Source organism: Colwellia sp., from assembly GCF_013214175.1.
In the GTDB taxonomy this organism is placed as follows: Bacteria; Pseudomonadota; Gammaproteobacteria; order Enterobacterales; family Alteromonadaceae; genus Colwellia.
This window is the reverse complement of record NZ_JABSPA010000001.1, coordinates 12,987-31,804: the sequence shown is the minus strand read 5'-3', so window position 1 is coordinate 31,804 and position 18,818 is coordinate 12,987. Positions and strand designations below refer to the sequence as shown.

Annotated in this window: 15 protein-coding genes; 12 read left to right on the top strand and 3 right to left on the bottom strand. The window is 38.1% G+C overall.

Annotation, left to right across the window (positions count from 1 at the left end; all coding sequences use genetic code 11):
- Window positions 1-155 precede the first annotated feature (155 nt).
- The 5 genes from tkt (at window position 156) to HRT55_RS00115 (ending at window position 7,259) form a co-directional block, all read left to right on the top strand.
- Window positions 156-2,144, top strand: coding sequence for a transketolase (gene tkt / locus HRT55_RS00135; protein WP_291617899.1), 1,989 nt, complete (start codon window positions 156-158; stop codon window positions 2,142-2,144).
- A 177-nt stretch (window positions 2,145-2,321) separates the two neighbouring features.
- On the top strand, window positions 2,322-3,341 hold the full coding sequence (gene epd / locus HRT55_RS00130) for an erythrose-4-phosphate dehydrogenase (protein ID WP_291617897.1): 1,020 nt from the start codon (window positions 2,322-2,324) through the stop codon (window positions 3,339-3,341).
- A 129-nt stretch (window positions 3,342-3,470) separates the two neighbouring features.
- Entirely contained in the window at window positions 3,471-4,649 is a 1,179-nt protein-coding gene (locus tag HRT55_RS00125) for a phosphoglycerate kinase (protein WP_291617896.1), read from the top strand.
- Between the two features lie 532 nt (window positions 4,650-5,181).
- The gene (gene fba / locus HRT55_RS00120; protein WP_291617895.1) at window positions 5,182-6,246 is read left to right on the top strand and encodes a class II fructose-bisphosphate aldolase; all 1,065 of its coding nucleotides are present in this window, start codon (window positions 5,182-5,184) and stop codon (window positions 6,244-6,246) included.
- Window positions 6,247-6,374: 128 nt separating this feature from the next.
- Window positions 6,375-7,259, top strand: coding sequence for a YdiY family protein (locus HRT55_RS00115; RefSeq protein WP_291617894.1), 885 nt, complete (start codon window positions 6,375-6,377; stop codon window positions 7,257-7,259).
- A gap of 46 nt (window positions 7,260-7,305) precedes the next feature.
- Here the strand turns inward: HRT55_RS00115 and HRT55_RS00110 are convergent, their stop codons facing one another.
- Window positions 7,306-7,899, bottom strand: coding sequence for a hypothetical protein (locus tag HRT55_RS00110; protein WP_291617892.1), 594 nt, complete (start codon window positions 7,897-7,899; stop codon window positions 7,306-7,308).
- 534 nt (window positions 7,900-8,433) lie between these two features.
- Between HRT55_RS00110 and HRT55_RS00105 the strand changes: the two genes are divergently transcribed.
- From HRT55_RS00105 to HRT55_RS00080, 6 genes are all read left to right on the top strand, one after another.
- The gene (locus HRT55_RS00105; protein ID WP_291617890.1) at window positions 8,434-8,622 is read left to right on the top strand and encodes a hypothetical protein; all 189 of its coding nucleotides are present in this window, start codon (window positions 8,434-8,436) and stop codon (window positions 8,620-8,622) included.
- Between the two features lie 513 nt (window positions 8,623-9,135).
- Window positions 9,136-9,816 (top strand): hypothetical protein, encoded by a 681-nt coding sequence (locus tag HRT55_RS00100; RefSeq protein WP_291617888.1) that lies wholly within the window; start codon window positions 9,136-9,138, stop codon window positions 9,814-9,816.
- Window positions 9,817-10,253: 437 nt separating this feature from the next.
- Window positions 10,254-11,759 carry a hypothetical protein gene (locus HRT55_RS00095; protein WP_291617886.1) on the top strand — a complete coding sequence of 502 codons (1,506 nt, stop codon included), beginning with the start codon at window positions 10,254-10,256 and terminating at the stop codon, window positions 11,757-11,759.
- A 193-nt stretch (window positions 11,760-11,952) separates the two neighbouring features.
- A complete protein-coding gene (ettA, locus tag HRT55_RS00090; protein ID WP_291617884.1) occupies window positions 11,953-13,632 on the top strand; it encodes an energy-dependent translational throttle protein EttA in 1,680 nt (559 codons plus the stop codon).
- 198 nt (window positions 13,633-13,830) lie between these two features.
- A complete protein-coding gene (locus HRT55_RS00085; RefSeq protein WP_291615073.1) occupies window positions 13,831-14,193 on the top strand; it encodes a PilZ domain-containing protein in 363 nt (120 codons plus the stop codon).
- Window positions 14,194-14,263: 70 nt separating this feature from the next.
- Window positions 14,264-14,761 carry an ACT domain-containing protein gene (locus tag HRT55_RS00080; protein ID WP_291617882.1) on the top strand — a complete coding sequence of 166 codons (498 nt, stop codon included), beginning with the start codon at window positions 14,264-14,266 and terminating at the stop codon, window positions 14,759-14,761.
- A 171-nt stretch (window positions 14,762-14,932) separates the two neighbouring features.
- Here the strand turns inward: HRT55_RS00080 and HRT55_RS00075 are convergent, their stop codons facing one another.
- The gene (locus HRT55_RS00075; protein WP_291617880.1) at window positions 14,933-16,867 is read right to left on the bottom strand and encodes an ATP-dependent DNA helicase; all 1,935 of its coding nucleotides are present in this window, start codon (window positions 16,865-16,867) and stop codon (window positions 14,933-14,935) included.
- 55 nt (window positions 16,868-16,922) lie between these two features.
- Complete coding sequence (locus HRT55_RS00070) at window positions 16,923-17,243, bottom strand: hypothetical protein (protein WP_291617878.1); 321 nt, start codon at window positions 17,241-17,243, stop codon at window positions 16,923-16,925.
- Between the two features lie 578 nt (window positions 17,244-17,821).
- Between HRT55_RS00070 and hisG the strand changes: the two genes are divergently transcribed.
- On the top strand, window positions 17,822-18,724 hold the full coding sequence (gene hisG / locus HRT55_RS00065) for an ATP phosphoribosyltransferase (protein WP_291617876.1): 903 nt from the start codon (window positions 17,822-17,824) through the stop codon (window positions 18,722-18,724).
- The last annotated feature ends 94 nt before the right edge of the window (window positions 18,725-18,818 follow it).

The window sequence follows — 18,818 nt, the reverse complement described above, 5'->3', positions numbered from 1 at the left end:
AAGTTTCAACCGATATTAGCACTATAGTGAATGAATAATTAACCGCGATACAAAATAATATAAAAAATAGCATAATATAATTTGCGCTACGTGCTGTGGTGAGCGAAAATACGCGCAATTTTTATTCTTTCAAGACTATAAGATCTGGAGCTATTATGTCATCGCGTCAAGAGCTAGCAAATGCTATCCGTGTATTAAGTATGGATGCCGTACAAAAAGCAAAATCAGGACACCCTGGTGCCCCAATGGGTATGGCAGATATTGCCGAAGTATTATGGCGTGATTTTTTAAAGCATAACCCAACCGATCCTAACTGGGCCGACCGCGATCGTTTTATTTTATCAAACGGCCATGGCTCGATGCTTATTTATTCTTTATTACATTTATCGGGTTACGATTTATCTATTGAAGATTTGAAAAACTTCCGTCAATTGCACTCAAAAACCCCTGGTCACCCAGAATACGGTTACACCCCAGGTGTTGAAACAACCACAGGTCCATTAGGCGCGGGTATTGCCAATGCTGTTGGTATGGCGATTGCTGAAAAAACTTTAGCTGCACAATTTAACCGTGAAGACCACGATATTGTTGACCATTTCACTTATTGCTTCTTGGGCGATGGTTGTTTAATGGAAGGTCTATCACATGAGTCTTGTTCACTTGCCGGCACTTTAGGTTTAGGTAAGTTAATCGCTTTTTGGGATGACAACGGTATTTCTATCGATGGTGAAGTTGAAGGTTGGTTTACCGACAATACTCCTGCCCGTTTCGAAGCGTACGGCTGGCATGTTATTTCTATTGATGGTCATGACCCACAAGCAATCACTCACGCTATTGAAGCCGCTAAATTAGTGACTGACAAGCCAAGCATGATTTGTTGTAAAACTATCATTGGTTTTGGCTCACCAAATAAATCAGGTACTCATAATTGTCACGGCGCACCATTAGGTGATGAAGAAATTGCCGCAACACGTGAATTCTTAAACTGGTCACATGAACCTTTTGATATTCCAAGTGACGTATACGCACAATGGAATAGAAAAGAAAAAGGCCAAGCAAGCCAAGTTAGCTGGGATGAAAAGTTTTCCGCTTATAAAGTAGCGCACCCTGAACTTGCTAGTGAATATGAACGTCGTGTGATTAAAGGTGAATTACCGGCTGAATTTGAAGAAAAAGCTAACGCTTTTATTCAACAGTGTCACGAAAGTAGTGAGAACATTGCGACGCGTAAAGCATCACAAAATGCTATCGAAGCTTTTGGTAGTGTATTACCTGAAATGTTAGGTGGTTCAGCTGATTTAGCCGGCTCTAACCTAACCTTATGGTCTGGCTCTAAAGGTATTGAAACTGACCCTGCTGGTAACTACATTTTCTACGGCGTGCGTGAATTTGGCATGAGTAGTATTATGAATGGTATTTCATTGCACGGCGGTTTTGTAAACTACGGCGCAACTTTCATGATGTTTATGGAATATGCACGTAATGCGATACGTATGTCGGCATTGATGGGCATTCAAAATATCTTTGTATATACCCATGACTCTATTGGTCAAGGTGAAGATGGTCCTACACATCAGCCTATTGAGCAATTAACCAACTTAAGAACTACGCCAAACTTAACGACATGGCGCCCATGTGACGCGACTGAGTCGGCTGTTGCTTGGAAAGCTGCTGTGCAAAGCCAAAAAGCGCCAACCGCTTTAATCTTTTCACGCCAAGGTTTACCGGCAATGACTCGTACCCAAGAGCAAGTAAGTGCTATTGAAAAAGGTGCTTATGTACTTGTTGATTGTGCTGGCACACCTGATGTTATTTTAATGGCAACAGGCTCTGAAGTTGCTTTAGCGGTTAACGCGGCAACAGCATTAACTGAGCAAGGTAAAAAAGTACGAGTTGTTTCTATGCCATCAACGAATGTTTTTGATAAGCAAAGCAGCGAGTATAAAGAAGCTATTTTACCTATGAGCGTAACCAAGCGTGTTGCTATTGAAGCGGCACATGTTGATTTTTGGGCTAAATACGTAGGTCTTAGTGGTGCGGTTGTTGGTATGACTACCTTTGGTGAGTCGGCTCCGGGTAATGTATTACTTGAGCACTTTGGCTTCACAGTAGACAATGTTGTGAACACTGTAAACAAGCTATAACTAGCTAATGTAAGTAAATAAAACAGCCATAAGTATTCAATAATACTTATGGCTGCACTTATACCAGTACTTATATTTATTACCTCTAAACAGTTACCACATAAACTAGCGTTTCATTACCACTAAGTTACCGTTTAGGTTATCGTATAAAATCATCAGTAAAAATATAGTAGTATTATGACAATAAGAATTGCCATTAATGGCTTTGGCCGTATCGGGCGCAGTGTAGTAAGAGCACTTTATGAAAATGGCAAAACAGACCAATTCACCCTTGTTTCGATTAATGAATTAGCTCCTTCTTCCGGCATAGCTCACCTATTAAAATACGATAGTACCCATGGCCGATTTCCTTTCGATGTAAGCCAAAACGATAATCAATTGGTTATTGATGGCGATGAAGTCACCTTAACCCATATCAGTAGCTTAAATAGCCTACCTTGGCAGCAACAAGATATTGATATTGTATTTGATTGTACCGGTAAGTATGGCAGTCAAGCTGACGGTTTAAATCATATTAACCGCGGCGCTAAAAAAGTTTTATTCTCGCATCCTGGTAGCCAAGACATTGACGCCACCATCATCTATGGTATTAATCATAAAACCTTAAGTTCAGATGATCGTATTGTCTCAAATGGCTCTTGTACTACTAACTGCATAGTGCCAGTGATTAAGGTCATTGATGAAGCCTTTGGCGTAGAAAGTGGCACCATTACTACTATTCATTCATCAATGCATGATCAACAAGTTATTGATGCTTACCATAAAGACTTACGTCGCTCTCGTGCGGCTAGTCAATCAATCATACCGGTAGATACTAAACTGGCTGCGGGTATTGAACGAATATTGCCAAAATTTAAAGGTCGCTTTGAGGCCATTGCCGTACGGGTACCAACACTCAATGTTACCGCCATGGACTTAAGTATTACAGTAAATAATGATGTCAGCATTGACGACATCAACCAAGCAATAATATCCGCTAGCAAGGAACAAGATTTATCAGGCATTTTAGCTTATACCGAAGAGCCTTTGGTGTCGGTCGATTTTAACCATGACCCACACTCTTGCATTGTTGATGGTAATCAAACCCGTGTTAGCCACAAGCGCTTAGTTAAAATGCTTATTTGGTGTGACAACGAATGGGGCTTTGCTAATCGTATGTTAGATACTGCGATGGCAATGTACCAAGCGCGAAATTAACAAATTATTAAAGAAAAGTGCCTTAAATAAAAGGTGACTTTTTTAAAAATCATTAGTAAACAATATTAATAAGACAATATTTTTCAAGATATTGAATATCATTTACAGACAGTAAAAATAGGAGACACTATGTCTATTATCAAAATGGCTGATCTAACATTAGCTAATCAGCGCGTGTTAATTCGTGAAGACTTAAATGTACCGGTAACCGATGGTAAAATCACTTCAGATGCCCGTTTACGTGCGGCACTACCGACATTAAAGCTTGCTTTAGAGTCAGGTGCAAAAGTGATGGTAATGTCACATTTAGGTCGTCCTACTGAAGGTGAGCCTGAAGACAAATTTTCATTAAAGCCTGTTACTGATTATTTAAGTGCCGCGTTAAATTACCCAGTACGTTTAGTCACTGACTACCTAGACGGTGTTGAAGTTTCTGTTGGTGAGTTAGTGGTATTTGAAAACATCCGCTTTAATGTTGGCGAAAAGAAAAATGATGATGCCCTAGCTAAGAAATTAGCGGCATTATGTGATGTATTTGTTATGGATGCTTTTGGCACCGCTCATCGCGCCCATGCAAGTACTCACGGCGTAGCAAAATTTGCTGATACAGCTTGTGCTGGCCCATTACTTACTGGTGAATTAGAGGCTTTAGGTAAAGCTTTAGACAATCCAGCTCGTCCATTTGTTGCTATTGTTGGTGGTTCTAAAGTATCCACTAAATTGACTGTACTTGACTCTTTAGCTGGCATTGTTGATCAGCTTATCGTCGGTGGTGGCATCGCCAATACTTTTATTGCCGCTGAAGGCCATAATGTCGGCAAGTCATTATATGAAGTCGATTTGGTTGCAGAAGCAACACGTTTAACAAAAGAAGCGCAAGTCAATAATGGTAGTATTCCTGTGCCTACTGATGTAGTTGTTGCCACTGAATTTTCTCCTACGGCATCAGCGACATTAAAACCAGTTAATGAAGTCACTGCTGATGAAATGATATTTGATATAGGTCCTGAGACAGCAAAAGCATTAACTGAAATTATTGCTAACGCGGGTACTATAGTTTGGAATGGACCTGTTGGCGTATTTGAATTTGATCAGTTCGGTGAAGGCACTAAAGTGATTGCCCAAGCAATTGCCGATAGCTCAGCGTTCTCAATTGCAGGTGGTGGTGATACCTTAGCTGCTGTTGATAAATATGGTATTGCCGATAAAATCTCTTATATCTCTACCGGTGGTGGTGCTTTCTTAGAGTTCCTAGAAGGTAAGAAATTACCCGCGGTAGAAATACTAGAGCAACGCGCTAAAGCATAGTATTTTTTATTACTCATAGTTGCTTATGCATAATTACTTAAGCATAGTTACTTCTAAAAGTAAGTTACACATAGCTACTTATTAAAAGTTACTCTATCACCGTTAACTCTTAGCAAGCTGTAGAAATATAAACGAGCACCTTATTTAAGCTGCTCGTTTTTTTATGTTCAATGTACGTTCTAGCCCAATAACAAAAAGTAAAACCAACGCAAATAACAAGATAAACGAAAGTTATTTGAGCAAATGGCCCTCAAAACGAAATCAAATCAGAATAAACCGAAACTATAACGAAACTTCTTGCTATAATAGTGTAGTAAACTTACCATCACAAAATATAAAATTGTACTAAAACAGCCTTGGTTACAAATAAATCTTGTAATATTCGAACAAAATACAGCTTTAATAACCATTACCGCTAAAAAGACAACTTAAACAAATTTATTCTGTAAGATAAGCGGTCTATTTGCTATAATTCCGTTATCAAAATAAAAACTTTCAACCTTAGCAACAAAACTTATCTAGGAGTAAGTAAATGGCTTTAATTTCAATGCGCCAAATGCTCGATCATGCGGCAGAATTTGAATACGGTATTCCAGCATTTAACGTCAATAATTTAGAGCAAGTACGTGCAATCATGCTTGCCGCTAGTGATACTGATAGCCCTGTTATCATGCAAGCATCTGCTGGTGCAAGAAAATACGCTGGCGCACCTTTTTTACGCCACTTAATTTTAGCGGCTATTGAAGAGTTTCCAAATATCCCAGTAGTTATGCACCAAGATCACGGTACTTCTCCTACTATTTGTCAACGCTCTATCCAACTAGGTTTTTCATCAGTAATGATGGATGGCTCATTAATGGATGACGGTAAAACACCAAGTAGTTATGAGTACAATGTTGAAGTAACTCGTCGCACTGTTGAAATGGCACACGCTTGTGGTGTTTCTGTTGAAGGTGAATTAGGTTGCTTAGGCTCTCTTGAAACTGGCATGGCTGGTGAAGAAGACGGCGTTGGTGCAGAAGGTATTTTAACAAAAGAACAAATGTTAACTGACCCTGAAGAAGCTGCTGACTTTGTCAACAAAACTCAAGTAGATGCGCTGGCAATTGCTTGTGGTACTTCTCATGGTGCTTATAAATTTACTCGTCCACCTACAGACGATATTTTAGCGATTGACCGCATTAAAGCAATTCACCAACGTATACCACATACTCACTTAGTAATGCACGGCTCTTCATCAGTTCCACAAGAATGGTTGGCTGTTATTAACGAATTTGGCGGAAAAATACCTGAGACTTATGGTGTACCTGTTGCGCAAATTCAACAAGGCATTAAACATGGTGTACGTAAAATCAATATAGATACTGATTTACGCCTTGCTTCTACTGGTGCTGTTCGTCGATTTTTAGCACAGAATCCAAGTGAATTTGATCCTCGTAAATTTTTACAAGTATCAACTAATGCTATGTATGACATTTGTAAAGCGCGTTATGAAGCATTTAACACTGCCGGTAATGCTAGTAAAATCAAGCCAATAAGTCTTGATGGCATGTTCGACCGTTACCAACGCGGCGAGTTAAAAGCTATCATTAAGTAACCTTACTGATACAAACTAGTTACATAAAAAGGGCCTCGGCCCTTTTTTTATGCTCGAAATAAATAAGCGACTTAGGTATAATCATTTAATATATCAACGCTCCACTTTTAGTAAGTAATTAGTTCAAGATGTTTAATCGCTTTATTCTCCTCCCCATTTTCGTCCTTTATTGTGCCTTACCCATACGATCTCACGCTCAAGAGCAAACAACAGAGTCCAGCTCAGCTGATGCCTCAGACATACTGTTTAGTCTTGAAAAAGCAGATGAGTCACAACAGCCCTCGTCGGGCACGTTATTTACCGCCTCGGCCCAACTTGGTTTCCTCTATTTAACGGGTAATACCCGCAGTGCCGATATTAAAACGGGCTTAGATCTACGTTTTGAAAGGGGTTTGTGGCGCAGTTTCTTTGTTTTTGATTTACTGGTAAAAAAAACAGAAACTGAAACACAAATTAGCGACGATGAACTTCGCAAAGAATTAGAAACAACAGATCAAAAGTGGAGTATTTCTTCACAAACTAACTACACGCTTGATGCAACTAACCAAAACTACATCTATGGTAGTGTATTTTATGAAGAAAACCGTTTTTCTGGTTTTGACTCGCAAGCTTCTGTATCGACTGGTTGGGGACGTCGCTGGTTTGAAAATAAAACTGCAAGTTTTGATGCCGATATTGGTCCTGGTTTTAAAAGGGATGTAACCCAAGTTACCACAGAAGAAATGACAGCAGGCCTGACAAGTAAAACGGAAGACACACTAATTTTACAGGCACAAGCACTTTATATAAGGCATATAAATGAGCACATTGAATTTAAACAATCCTTTACAGTTAAACATGCCATCGAAGTAGGACAAAACAGCATTTACAAAGCCGAAAGTTCAATTACCAGTAAATTGATTGATTCACTACAGCTTAAGGTCAACTTTGTCATCGATTACAATTCCAAGGTAGATGATGATAAAGAAAATTTAAATACTGAAACATCTGTGGTACTTATTTATAGTTTTTAGTTCTGATTTATAAGCAAGCTGCTAAGGCGTTAGTGACAAAGCAGCTTCAGCTTACTGGCTCAAATAAGTGCTGCTCAAATGAATGCTGCTTAAACTTATGCAAATCATTGGATAAAAGTTCAACGCTTTGTTCATCAATCATATAAGTAAAAGTACATGTGCCGGCTTCACTAAATTCATAGCAGACACTTAAAAATGGCTTTCCTTGCTTCGAGTTAAATAAACCAAACTTAAAAGTAACGCCATTCATCCACTCTGAAACATACTCATTTACCGGCTCAATGGTTAAGTAATTTTCAGGCATAAGTTGCGCTTGCCAATGACGGTATTTATTAATGGCAAACTCAACTTCATCGACTTCAGACTCATTTATCCATAAAGGATAAACCACCGTAGAGCTCAGCTGCCCCGTATTAAACACTGAACTATCACCCTGCGCGGCATACAATAAGGTGCTGCCTGAAACCAAACCTGTTTGAGCCACTTTTAAGCTCGCTTGCTGGTTAAGATAGTGATCGGTATTAGCACTGTATTCAGAAAATTCCACTTGTGTATCAGCGTGACTTTCGGTGTAGGCACCAATTGAGCCACAGCCTGTTAACGACAAAATAGTGATGATAAAAGCTATGTTCGTTTTCATTTTATTCTTAAGATTATTTGTGATTTATAGCCAAATAGAGCTGAGCTGAGAAATGTACAGTTACAATCAACTAAGTGCTGGTATTGAAAGTCATTCTATCTAGACTAAGTAAAACAACTGTTGAGAATCGTAAACTTGACGTTAAGAACTGTAATTGAACAGGTGCCTATCTGACAGTAAGTACATGACATGTTTTTTTAAAATAAAGCTCACAAATAAAACATTGAGTTCTTACCTATTTTAAATAAAATAAATTAATCTCAGCTATATTATATTTTTCAAGCCGATATAAATAAAATAACTGGAATACCAAGAAATCATTAATGAATAATATAAGCTAGTTTTAATATTCCCAATATCAGTACATTGCAATCCTAATATTGGGATTTAGTTACGACTTCACTAACACCTCACTTCCTAAGTAGTTGTTATTTATATGAAAAAATAGTGGCGCAGAAGTGGCGTTACATAACGCAGGATAGGGTTAATGAATATTTAACTCATGAATTGGCAAACAACAGTGAAGGAATTATTATGAAATTGACTAAAGCACCTTTTAGCAAAATGGCTCTAGCGTTATTACTTTCGGTAAGTGGTATGTTACTTAGTTTGTCAGCTCTCGCCATCGCCACAGGCCACGTTAATCATGAACTGCATACCATTGAAGTTGATGATAAAATTACCGAGATTAAAGGGCCTGTATTATTGGTGCAGAGACCATAATTAAAATGTTATCTCATATCGAATACAGTGCTGAGATTTTAGACGAACTGAACCTCTCAAACATCAATAAGCATTCGATGTAAAAAAAAGATAAAAAACTTTATCTCTAACATAGCTTTGGCAACGCAAAATGTCAGCTTAAATTAAGTAGCTACTTTGCGCCAAGCCCATCACAAAGTATCTATATGTGTTACACCTAAAAGTAACTCTCCTGCTTCGACTTGCATCTAAAACAAAAACCCTCTCAATCACATTTGCTTGCCATCCCCCTTTAACCTAAAATATCGACAAATTAACTTCCCTAAAAATAATAAGGCACTTAAATGGCTCAGCCGTTACCAGATAAATTCATCATGTCGATGAACCGCGTTTCGAAGATTGTTGCACCGAAACGCACGCTGTTAGACTGAGTTTCATACCAAAACTGATTGATAATTTATTAAAGACCATCAATTAATTTTATTACATGATCAAAAATAATATTGAAATATCCTAGCAAAGGACATGCTTATAATGATAAAAAAAATCCTACCCCCCCTAATATTAATGATACTTTTAAGTTGTAATTCATCAGGTGATGAGCACATCGAAACTCCAACTGTCGAACCTTACAAAATCGTTATTGCTTTTTATGATTCGTCATATAAATCTTCAGCATATTCTCAAGGCTCTGATAACGCAGATAGCTACTTAAGCTGGATTTACTTTGAGAATAACGGCTACAACGTTTGGCCATCAGATATTACAGAGGTCATTTATAACCTACCAACAATAGTAGGCACTGAAATCATCCCAGATATAAATGGTGAACCAAGAGTAATAGCAAAAGATAATGATGGGACAGTCACAGATTCCCCTCCTTATAGTTGCTGGCTGAATGGTAAGCTTATTTTGAAAGAGGAAGTGGCTGAAAGTTGCTCCGCACAGATGTCCGCACAAGGTCTAGCTAACTTCACATTTTCAGCGGATGACACATTTCAAATTGATTTAGACATTTACACTTTTTATAAAAAATTTGAGGGATACAACGCTCTTTCGGAAGATATAATAATGCCTATATCTGTAAACTTTGAAGATTACTTTTCTTCCGACCAAATAATATACTTATGTATAGACATAGCCACTTCAGAAGTTAAACAAACCATTGATGTCGAATTTGTCCCTGAAGTGCGAGTTATCTGTAATAAAAAATAGGAACTGTTACTGTTCAAGAAAGTTAATTGAAGCAAGGTCTATTTTCGAAAGAAAACGGTCCTATAAATTAGCTTTTTTAGCATCTATCAAGAACCTACTTGTAACAAAGCTTAAAACTAACTCAATCACATTTGCTTGCATTGCCCCTTTAACCTAAAATATCGACAATATAATTATCCCTTCAAAATAATAAGGTTTCTACATGGCTCAGCCGTTACCAGATAAATTCATCATGTCGATGAACCGCGTTTCTAAAATAGTCCCACCAAAACGCACGCGCTTGGACTGAGAACACGCCTTCAACAGTTCACTTAACTATCACCATTTAATAGCTAAACTTCAATAATAATTTCAATGAATTAACTATTTTGATATCATTTAGCAGTACTTAAAGCTCACTAAAAATGTAAAAGTATTATTCAAGGAAGGATAAATAATTGAATTTTCATATCTCCACTTTTAAGCCACTTCTATTATTATGTTTAGCTCTCATCCTATCCGCCTGTGGTGGAAGTGACTCAAATAAAGCACCTAGCATCACCTTAAAGGGTGAGTATGTTGTTACTGAATATAGTGACATCACCATTGCCGCTGAAGCTGTAGACACTGATGGCGAAATAACCAATTACCAATGGCAGCAAACATCAGGACTTAACGTTGAACTACTGGAAATAGCATCAAGTACATTATATTTTACCGCACCTAACGTAAGTGAAGAGCAACAACTTACTTTTGAACTTACCGTTACCGATAACAATAATGCATCAACCACGAAAGAAGTAGTTGTTCGCCTGCAGTTTCTGATAGGAGACATTGAAGATATAGTTTTTACTGATGATGAGTTTAAGCGATGTGTTTTTGATAATGCATTAGCGCACAACTGGCACTTAGCTACTGAGTTTACCGAATTAGCCTGCACAACGAGAGGTGCTAATATTGAAACAACAGATGAATTGTCGGCATTTGTAAACCTGACTTACTTATATCTAGCAGGCTATAGTCTAAAAGACATAGACTTGAGTGCACAAACTCGACTGACTGACTTATCTTTACCGTCAAGCCAATTAACAGCCATCGATTTAAATGCGCAAACACAACTAACAAACCTAGATTTATCTTGGAATAAACTAACTCAAATAGACTTAAGTGCACAAACACAACTGACTAACTTAGATTTACTTTTTAATGAACTAACATACATTGACTTAAGTGCGCAAAAGCAACTAACGAACTTAGCTTTGGGCTTCAATGAACTAGTAGACATCGATTTAAGTGCACAAACGAAACTAACGAATTTAGATTTATTTAGCAATCAACTGACCTCCATTAACCTAATTGAACAAACGCAACTGACTGATTTATCTTTATCTCATAATAAACTAACAGACATTAATTTAAGTGCACAAACACAATTGACTTACTTAAAATCAGGTAGCAATGGACTAACATCCATCACCTTAAGTACGCAAACGCAACTAACTTACTTAAATTTATCAGAGAATGAGCTACAATTACTCGACTTGAGTGTACAAACAGAACTGACTTACTTAGATTTACGTTTTAATGAAATAACAGATATTGACTTAAGTGCACAAACACAACTGACTGACTTGGATTTAGGTGTTAATGAACTAACATCCATCGACTTAAGTGCACAAACGCAACTGACTGACTTGGATTTAGTGGCTAATAAACTAACATCTATTGACTTAAGTGCACAAACGCAACTGACTGATTTATCTTTATCCTCGAATGAACTAACATCCATCGACTTAAGTACACAAACGCAACTGACTGATTTATTTTTATCCTCGAATGAACTAACATCAATCGACTTAAGTGCACAAACACAACTAACCTACTTAAATATAGGTAAAAACTCACTTACGTCTGCAGCCAAGCAGTATCTATCCAGTTTGACTGGCGTAATAGTCGACTATTAATGTTAGTCCAAGTAAAATTTGGCTTTAACTATAAACCTAAAAGGAGCTTGACTGACATGAAGCTGCGGTTTATTTTAGGCTTATCTCCTGTTACCTTAATTCATTTCAATAAAAGACAAGTTTGTTTTGCTAATCCCCTTAGAATTGCCCTAAAATAACTGCAATTAAAATCTTTCTATATAAAGGTATCTACATGGCTCAGCCGTTACCAGACAAGTTCATTATGTCGATGAATCGCGTTTCTAAAATAGTCCCACCAAAACGCACAATTTTAAAAGACATCTCCCTATCTTTTTTTCCTGGCGCTAAAATCGGTGTATTAGGTTTAAACGGCTCAGGTAAATCTACCCTGTTGCGTATTATGGCTGGTGTTGATAAAGAGTTTGAAGGTGAAGCAGTTGCCTTAGCCGGAACTAAAATTGGTTATTTACCACAAGAGCCTCAACTTGACGAAAGCCAAACAGTTCGAGAAGCGGTTGAAGAAGCGGTATCGACAGTTAAAAATGCTTTAGCACGTTTAGACCAAGTCTATAACGAATACGCTGAAGAAGATGCTGATTTTGATAAGCTAGCAAAAGAACAAGGTGAGTTAGAAGATATTATTAATGCTAATGATGGTCATAATATTGATAACGTATTAGAACGTGCCGCTGATGCCTTACGTTTACCACCTTGGGATCAAAAGATTGCCGTACTAAGTGGTGGTGAACGCCGTCGTGTCGCCCTGTGTCGTTTATTACTAGAAAAACCAGACATGTTGCTACTTGATGAACCAACCAACCATTTAGATGCTGAATCTGTTGCTTGGTTAGAGCGTTTCTTACATGACTACCCTGGCACTGTGGTAGCAATCACCCATGATAGATACTTCTTAGATAATGTTGCTGGTTGGATATTAGAGCTGGATAGAGGCCACGGAATCCCTTATGAAGGCAACTACACTTCATGGTTAGAGCAAAAAGATGCTCGTCTTGAACGAGAAGGAAAAACCGAAAGTGCGCTACAAAAAACCATCAAGCAAGAACTTGAATGGGTTCGTTCAAATCCGAAAGCGCGTCAGTCTAAAAGCAAAGCCCGTATGGCTCGCTTTGAAGAGCTTAACAGCCAAGAACACCAAAAACGTAATGAAACCAATGAACTTTACATCCCACCGGGACCTCGCCTTGGTGATAAAGTTTTAGATGTTGTTAACTTAACAAAATCGTTTGGCGATAGAGTTTTAATAGATGATTTAAGTTTTAGCGTGCCTAAGGGCGCGATTGTTGGCATTATTGGCCCAAATGGCGCCGGTAAATCGACACTATTTAAAATGATGACTGGGGCTGAAAAACCCGATTCAGGTGAAATAACCTTAGGTGATACGGTAAAACTGGCCAGTGTTGATCAATTCCGTGATGATATGGATAACAGCAAAACCGTTTACCAAGAAATATCTCAAGGCCATGAAATTTTACAAATAGGCACTTATGAAATTCCAAGTCGTGCTTATGTCAGCCGTTTTAACTTTAAAGGCACAGATCAACAAAAAATCATCGGCCAATTATCAGGTGGCGAACGTAACCGTGTTCATTTAGCTAAGTTAGTACAAACAGGCGGTAACGTCTTGTTACTGGATGAGCCGACCAATGATTTAGATATTGAAACACTACGAGCCCTAGAAGAAGCCCTATTAGAATTCCCTGGTTGTGCCATGGTTATCTCTCATGACCGTTGGTTCCTTGACCGTATTGCCACTCATATCTTAGATTACCGTGACGAAGGAAAAATCAACTTTTATGAAGGTAACTTTACTGATTATGAAGCTTGGTTGAGGAAAACTTTAGGCCCTGCAGCAACAGAGCCACACAGAATTAAGTACAAGAAAATAGGTTAATCACTAAATAAAACTAGCGGTTACTAACACCTTAGTAATGTTGTGGTGATTAGTGCTCTATTTAACCAATGAAAAGCCAGTTAAAATTTTGATTTTAACTGGCTTTTTTGTGCTCAGTAACTTTTTACTTTTTAATAAAATGGGGCTATGCTAAGGACACACGACAGCATATTTTATTAGTCAAATTGGAAAATATACATGGAAAATAGACGACAATTTACCCGCATTTTATTTTCAATTAAAGCGGAAATAGACATTGAAGGTAACATCTACCCGGTATCGATTCATGATATATCGCTTAATGGTGCCTTAGTTACTGCCATTGACAGTGAACAATCATTAAAAGGTAAACTTGGCACTTTACATTTTTTATTGTCAGATAAAGAATCAGAAGTAACCATGAACATTGCTGTTGTCCACGTAGAAGACCATGAGACTGGCTTGCAATGTAATGCCATAGATATAGACAGTGTTACTCACTTACGCCGCTTGGTTGAACTCAACTTAGGGGATAGTGAACAGCTTAATAAAGAGTTGAGTCAACTATCACGTTTAAATTAAAGTCTTAAGTTAACAATGTAAATTAATAAAAATTATCCCGCTATTCTACCCAGACCTTTTAGGAGTTTTAATGAATCATCTAGTTATCTCTTGTATCGGCCCAGATCAAACCGGCCTAGTAGACACCCTTTCTAAAATCATTGCCAAGCATCAAGGTAATTGGCAAGTGAGTAGCTTGCATCATTTATCCGGCTTTTTCGCCGGCGTTATTGAAGTAGCTGTAGTAAGTGAAAATACTGAAAAACTCATCAGTGAATTAAAAGCCATTAATGGTTTAAATTGCCAAATTGAAATGGCAGAGCCTAACTTACCTCAAGTTGTTAGTAATTTAGTACTCGAAATTACCGCGAATGATAGAGCGGGCATAGTACAAGAAGTTTCTTCGGTTATTCACCATCAAAGTGGTAACTTAATCAAATTAGTAAGCTCACAAGATAGTGCAGCTTATAGCGGCCAAGATATTTTTAAAGCGAAAGTAGATATCGCCATTGCTGATAAGTCTATTGATGATCTTATCCATGCCTTAGAGCAAATTGCTGATGATTTGATGGTAGATATTTCTCGCTAGTATTGATTTACAGTGTTTATTAGTAATATATCTTAACGATAAAACTAAGCTTTTACTTTAATATTAACTTTATCGTTAGCTTTAAAAAATGCAAATAAAAAACGAGTGCCATCGGCACTCGTTTTTTGTAGCTGCTGCACTGTAGCGACTCTTAGTGGATAAGTGATGACCTTAAGATAAATTCTCTAAGAACTGCGCCGCTTTATTAATATCTCGACTGCGTTTCATATCAGGTAAGCTTTTTAAAAAAGTTTCACCATAAGGCTTGTTTACCAGCCTGTCATCACAAATAACCATCACCCCGCGATCACTGATATCTCGAATAAGTCGCCCTACTCCCTGCTTTAAAGAAATTACCGCCTGTGGTAATTGAATTTGTGTAAAAGGCTCGCCGCCTTGTCGTCTAACATCTTCACAGCGTGCTTGTAGCAGCGGATCATCCGGTGAAGCAAAAGGTAATTTATCTATAATTACACAAGTGAGTTTATCGCCTCGTACATCAATACCTTCCCAAAAACTTGCCGTAGCCAATAACACGGCACTGTCTTGTTCAATAAATTGTTCTAGCAACTTACGCTTGGCCATTTGCCCCTGTACTAATAATGTATTATCAATGCTTTCAGCTAGAATTTCAGCCACCTGATGCATGACCCTATAACTGGTAAAGAGCATAAAACAAGCACCTTTACTGGCTTTAATCAGTGGTTGTGCCAACTCCGCTAATTTCAACGCGCGATTTTTATCATTTGCCTGGGGTAAGTAACGAGGCACGACGAGTTGAGATTGAGCATGATAATCAAATGGGCTACCAAGCAGCAGTTGCTTAGCATCTTGTAAGCCTAAATGCTGGGCAAAGTGATTAAAGCTATTATCAACAGCAAGCGTTGCTGAAGTGAATATCCAACCAGCGCCAGACTCTTTAACCACAGCACTAAACTTATCACTTACCGTTAACGGCGTTTGATGCAATACCACACTGCGCGGTGTAGTTTCATACCAAAAACTCATACCATAAGCTTCAACATTGGCCATCACCTCATATTGCGCTAATAAATTCACCGCTCGGTCAAAGCAATTATCAATGGCTTCGTTCCTTGAAACACAAAGCTTTATCACTTGATATAAGAAATCTAAATCTATTTTTAAGTTAGCAAATTTTTGCTGAAATTGAGCTTGTTTATACTTTTCTCGCCAATTACCACGCTCGGGATCATAATTAAATAACAAGCGAAATTCTTGGCAGGTCTTTTGTAATTTTTCAGCAGCCAAACCTAGCTGTTTAACATCACTCAAACTGCTACGGTGTACTTGTAATACGTCGGTGCACAAATCAACCAGTTGCTTACTAGAAAATGCTTCACCAAAATACTCACTGGCAATATCGCCTATTTGATGAGCCTCATCAAATATCATCACCTGTGCTTTGGGGATAAGCTCACCAAAGCCGGTATCTTTTAAGGCCAGATCAGCAAAAAACAGATGATGATTCACGACAATAATATCGGCATCACTGGCTTTTTTCCGCGCTCTAACTAAGTGGCATGTTTCATAGTCAGGACAATCTCTTGCCAAACAGTTATCCAAGGTACTGGTAACAAATGGAAAGATAGTCGAGTTTTCACTAACATTAACCAATTCACCAATATCGCCACTTTGTGTACCATTTGCCCAGGTTTTTACCTTAACCAAGTCTTGCAACATTTGTGCATCCAGTTGACCACGGCTATCTTGGTATTGCGCTAAACGGTAGTTACATAAGTAGTTGGCACGACCTTTTAATAAAGCCACTTGCGCATTACTGGCTAATGCCTTTTTAATTAAAGGTATATCTTTATGAAATAGCTGTTCTTGCAGGTTTTTAGTGCCGGTTGATACGACTATTTTTTTAGGTTTTTTTGGGTCTAACGCTAAAAAGGCAGGGATCAAATAAGCAAAGGTTTTTCCTGTACCCGTACCTGCTTCAACGATAAGCGATGATTGCTGGTCAATTGCCTCGGCAACATCAAGTGCCATATCTGTTTGCGCTTGGCGAGGTGAGAAGCCTTTAATGGCTTTAGCTAAAATGCCTTCTTGAGCAAAGGCTTGGCTAACTTTGGATGCTGTCATTTAAAACGAAAAGGCATGAATTGAAATTTATGATGAGAGTATACTTAACTAAAGCCTAGGCATAAAGATCTAAGTGTTTATCATTATTTTTATCGGTATTTCCCCCCAGCTCGGAATCATTATCCTTCAGCGCTAAACTTGAGTCCTTATCAGTATTAGTACTATTTTCACTTTCTTCTTTGCCATCAGCCTCTTGTTGACTGTTATGATATTGGTCTTCTTCACTAGTGAAGTAATATTCATGGTTTTCAAGGTGATTAGGGTCTTGGTTTAACTTACTGTTAGCGGCCTCTTTCAACAGTGCTTTAACCTTTAAGCTTGCCGGCTTAATGGGTACAGGGACTATGCGTGTTAATTGAGTTGTAAAAATATCCATCTTTAGTTCCTACACTGTTTCATGTTACGAAGCTGTTAACTATTCACCCTATTATCGGCAAAAAAGAAATTAGCTTTAACTTTTTACTTAGGACTGATGCTATTTAAAAGTCTAGAGTAATAACTTTAACCCTGCTGTATATAACAAAAAGGAATAAAAATCTTGTATTTATTACTTGCAGCTATCTTATTTAAGCAGTAGTGTAAATAACAGCTAAAGAAATCATCAATTTTAAGCTGTTCATTTAATTTTACAACAGCACGAAAAATTAGCCATAACTAGTCAAGAATTTAACTGAGAATTTAACAATGTTTATTAACCTGAATCGCCGACATCACCATCATCATAGCAATTAGCCCATTCAGCGTTAGTAACAAAAACACTGCAGGGCAAAGGCCTTTCAGTGGACTTAAGTAAACATTTATACAAGCAATAGAAAAGCTTTTATAACAATAAAATGTCATTACTAAACCCCCGAAAGAGTCTTTACTCTCTCGGGGGTTTTTCGCATTTTAGCGCATTAGAAATTGTATATACATGACGAATTTTAAGATTAAGACACCATAGGAATTATCAATATGAGTACATCAGAGCCACGTTTACGCATTGCCATGCAAAAGTCAGGACGCCTTAGTGAAGAAACCCAAAAATTACTAAAGCGCTGCGGATTAAAAATTAATCTTAGCGACCGTCGTTTACTTGCCCACGTTAGTAACATGCCTATTGATATTATGCGCGTGCGCAGTAGTGATATTCCAGGTCTGGTTATGGACGGTGTTTGTGATTTAGGTATTGTTGGTGATAATACCCTCGAAGAAGAAGAGTTAGATCGCCAATTAAAAGGTAATAAGTCTGAATACATTCGCACTACCACATTAGATTTTGGCGCTTGTCGCTTCTCAATTGCGATGCCGGAAGAATTTGAATACACAGGATTAGATTGTTTAAACGGCTTACGTTTTGCCACAACTTATCCGCACTTATTAAATCGTTTTGCTAAAGCTAATGGCATTAATGTCGAGTTTTGCTTACTTAAAGGCTCAGTTGAAGTAGCACCTCGCGTAGGTTTAGCTGACGGTATTTGTGACTTAGTTTCTACCGGCGCAACACTTGAAGCTAATGGCTTAAAAGAAGTGGCTGAAGTTTTCCGTTCAAAAGCGTCACTAATCCAACGAGCTGACGCTTTAGGTGAAGAAAAACAAGCTATTTTAGATACCTTATTACCACGCATTCACGGTGTAATTAAAGCAAAAGAAAGCAAATACATCATGTTGCACGCACCAAAAGATAAAGTAGCACAAGTCAGCAAGTTAATGCCAGGCACAGAAACACCCACTGTTTTACCACTTGCAGGGCGTGACGACATGGTTGCTGTGCATGTAGTCGCAACAGAAACATTCTTTTGGGAAACCATGGAGCAATTAAAAGCCTTAGGTTGTCACTCCATCTTAGTGATGCCTATTGAAAAGATGATGGGCTAAATTAACTTACCTCATTGCTAGTAGATGTAAGCTCAGCATCGGAAGTACTCACTGACTAACGTCAGCTCCGTGCTCCCTCTTTGCACTTACACCA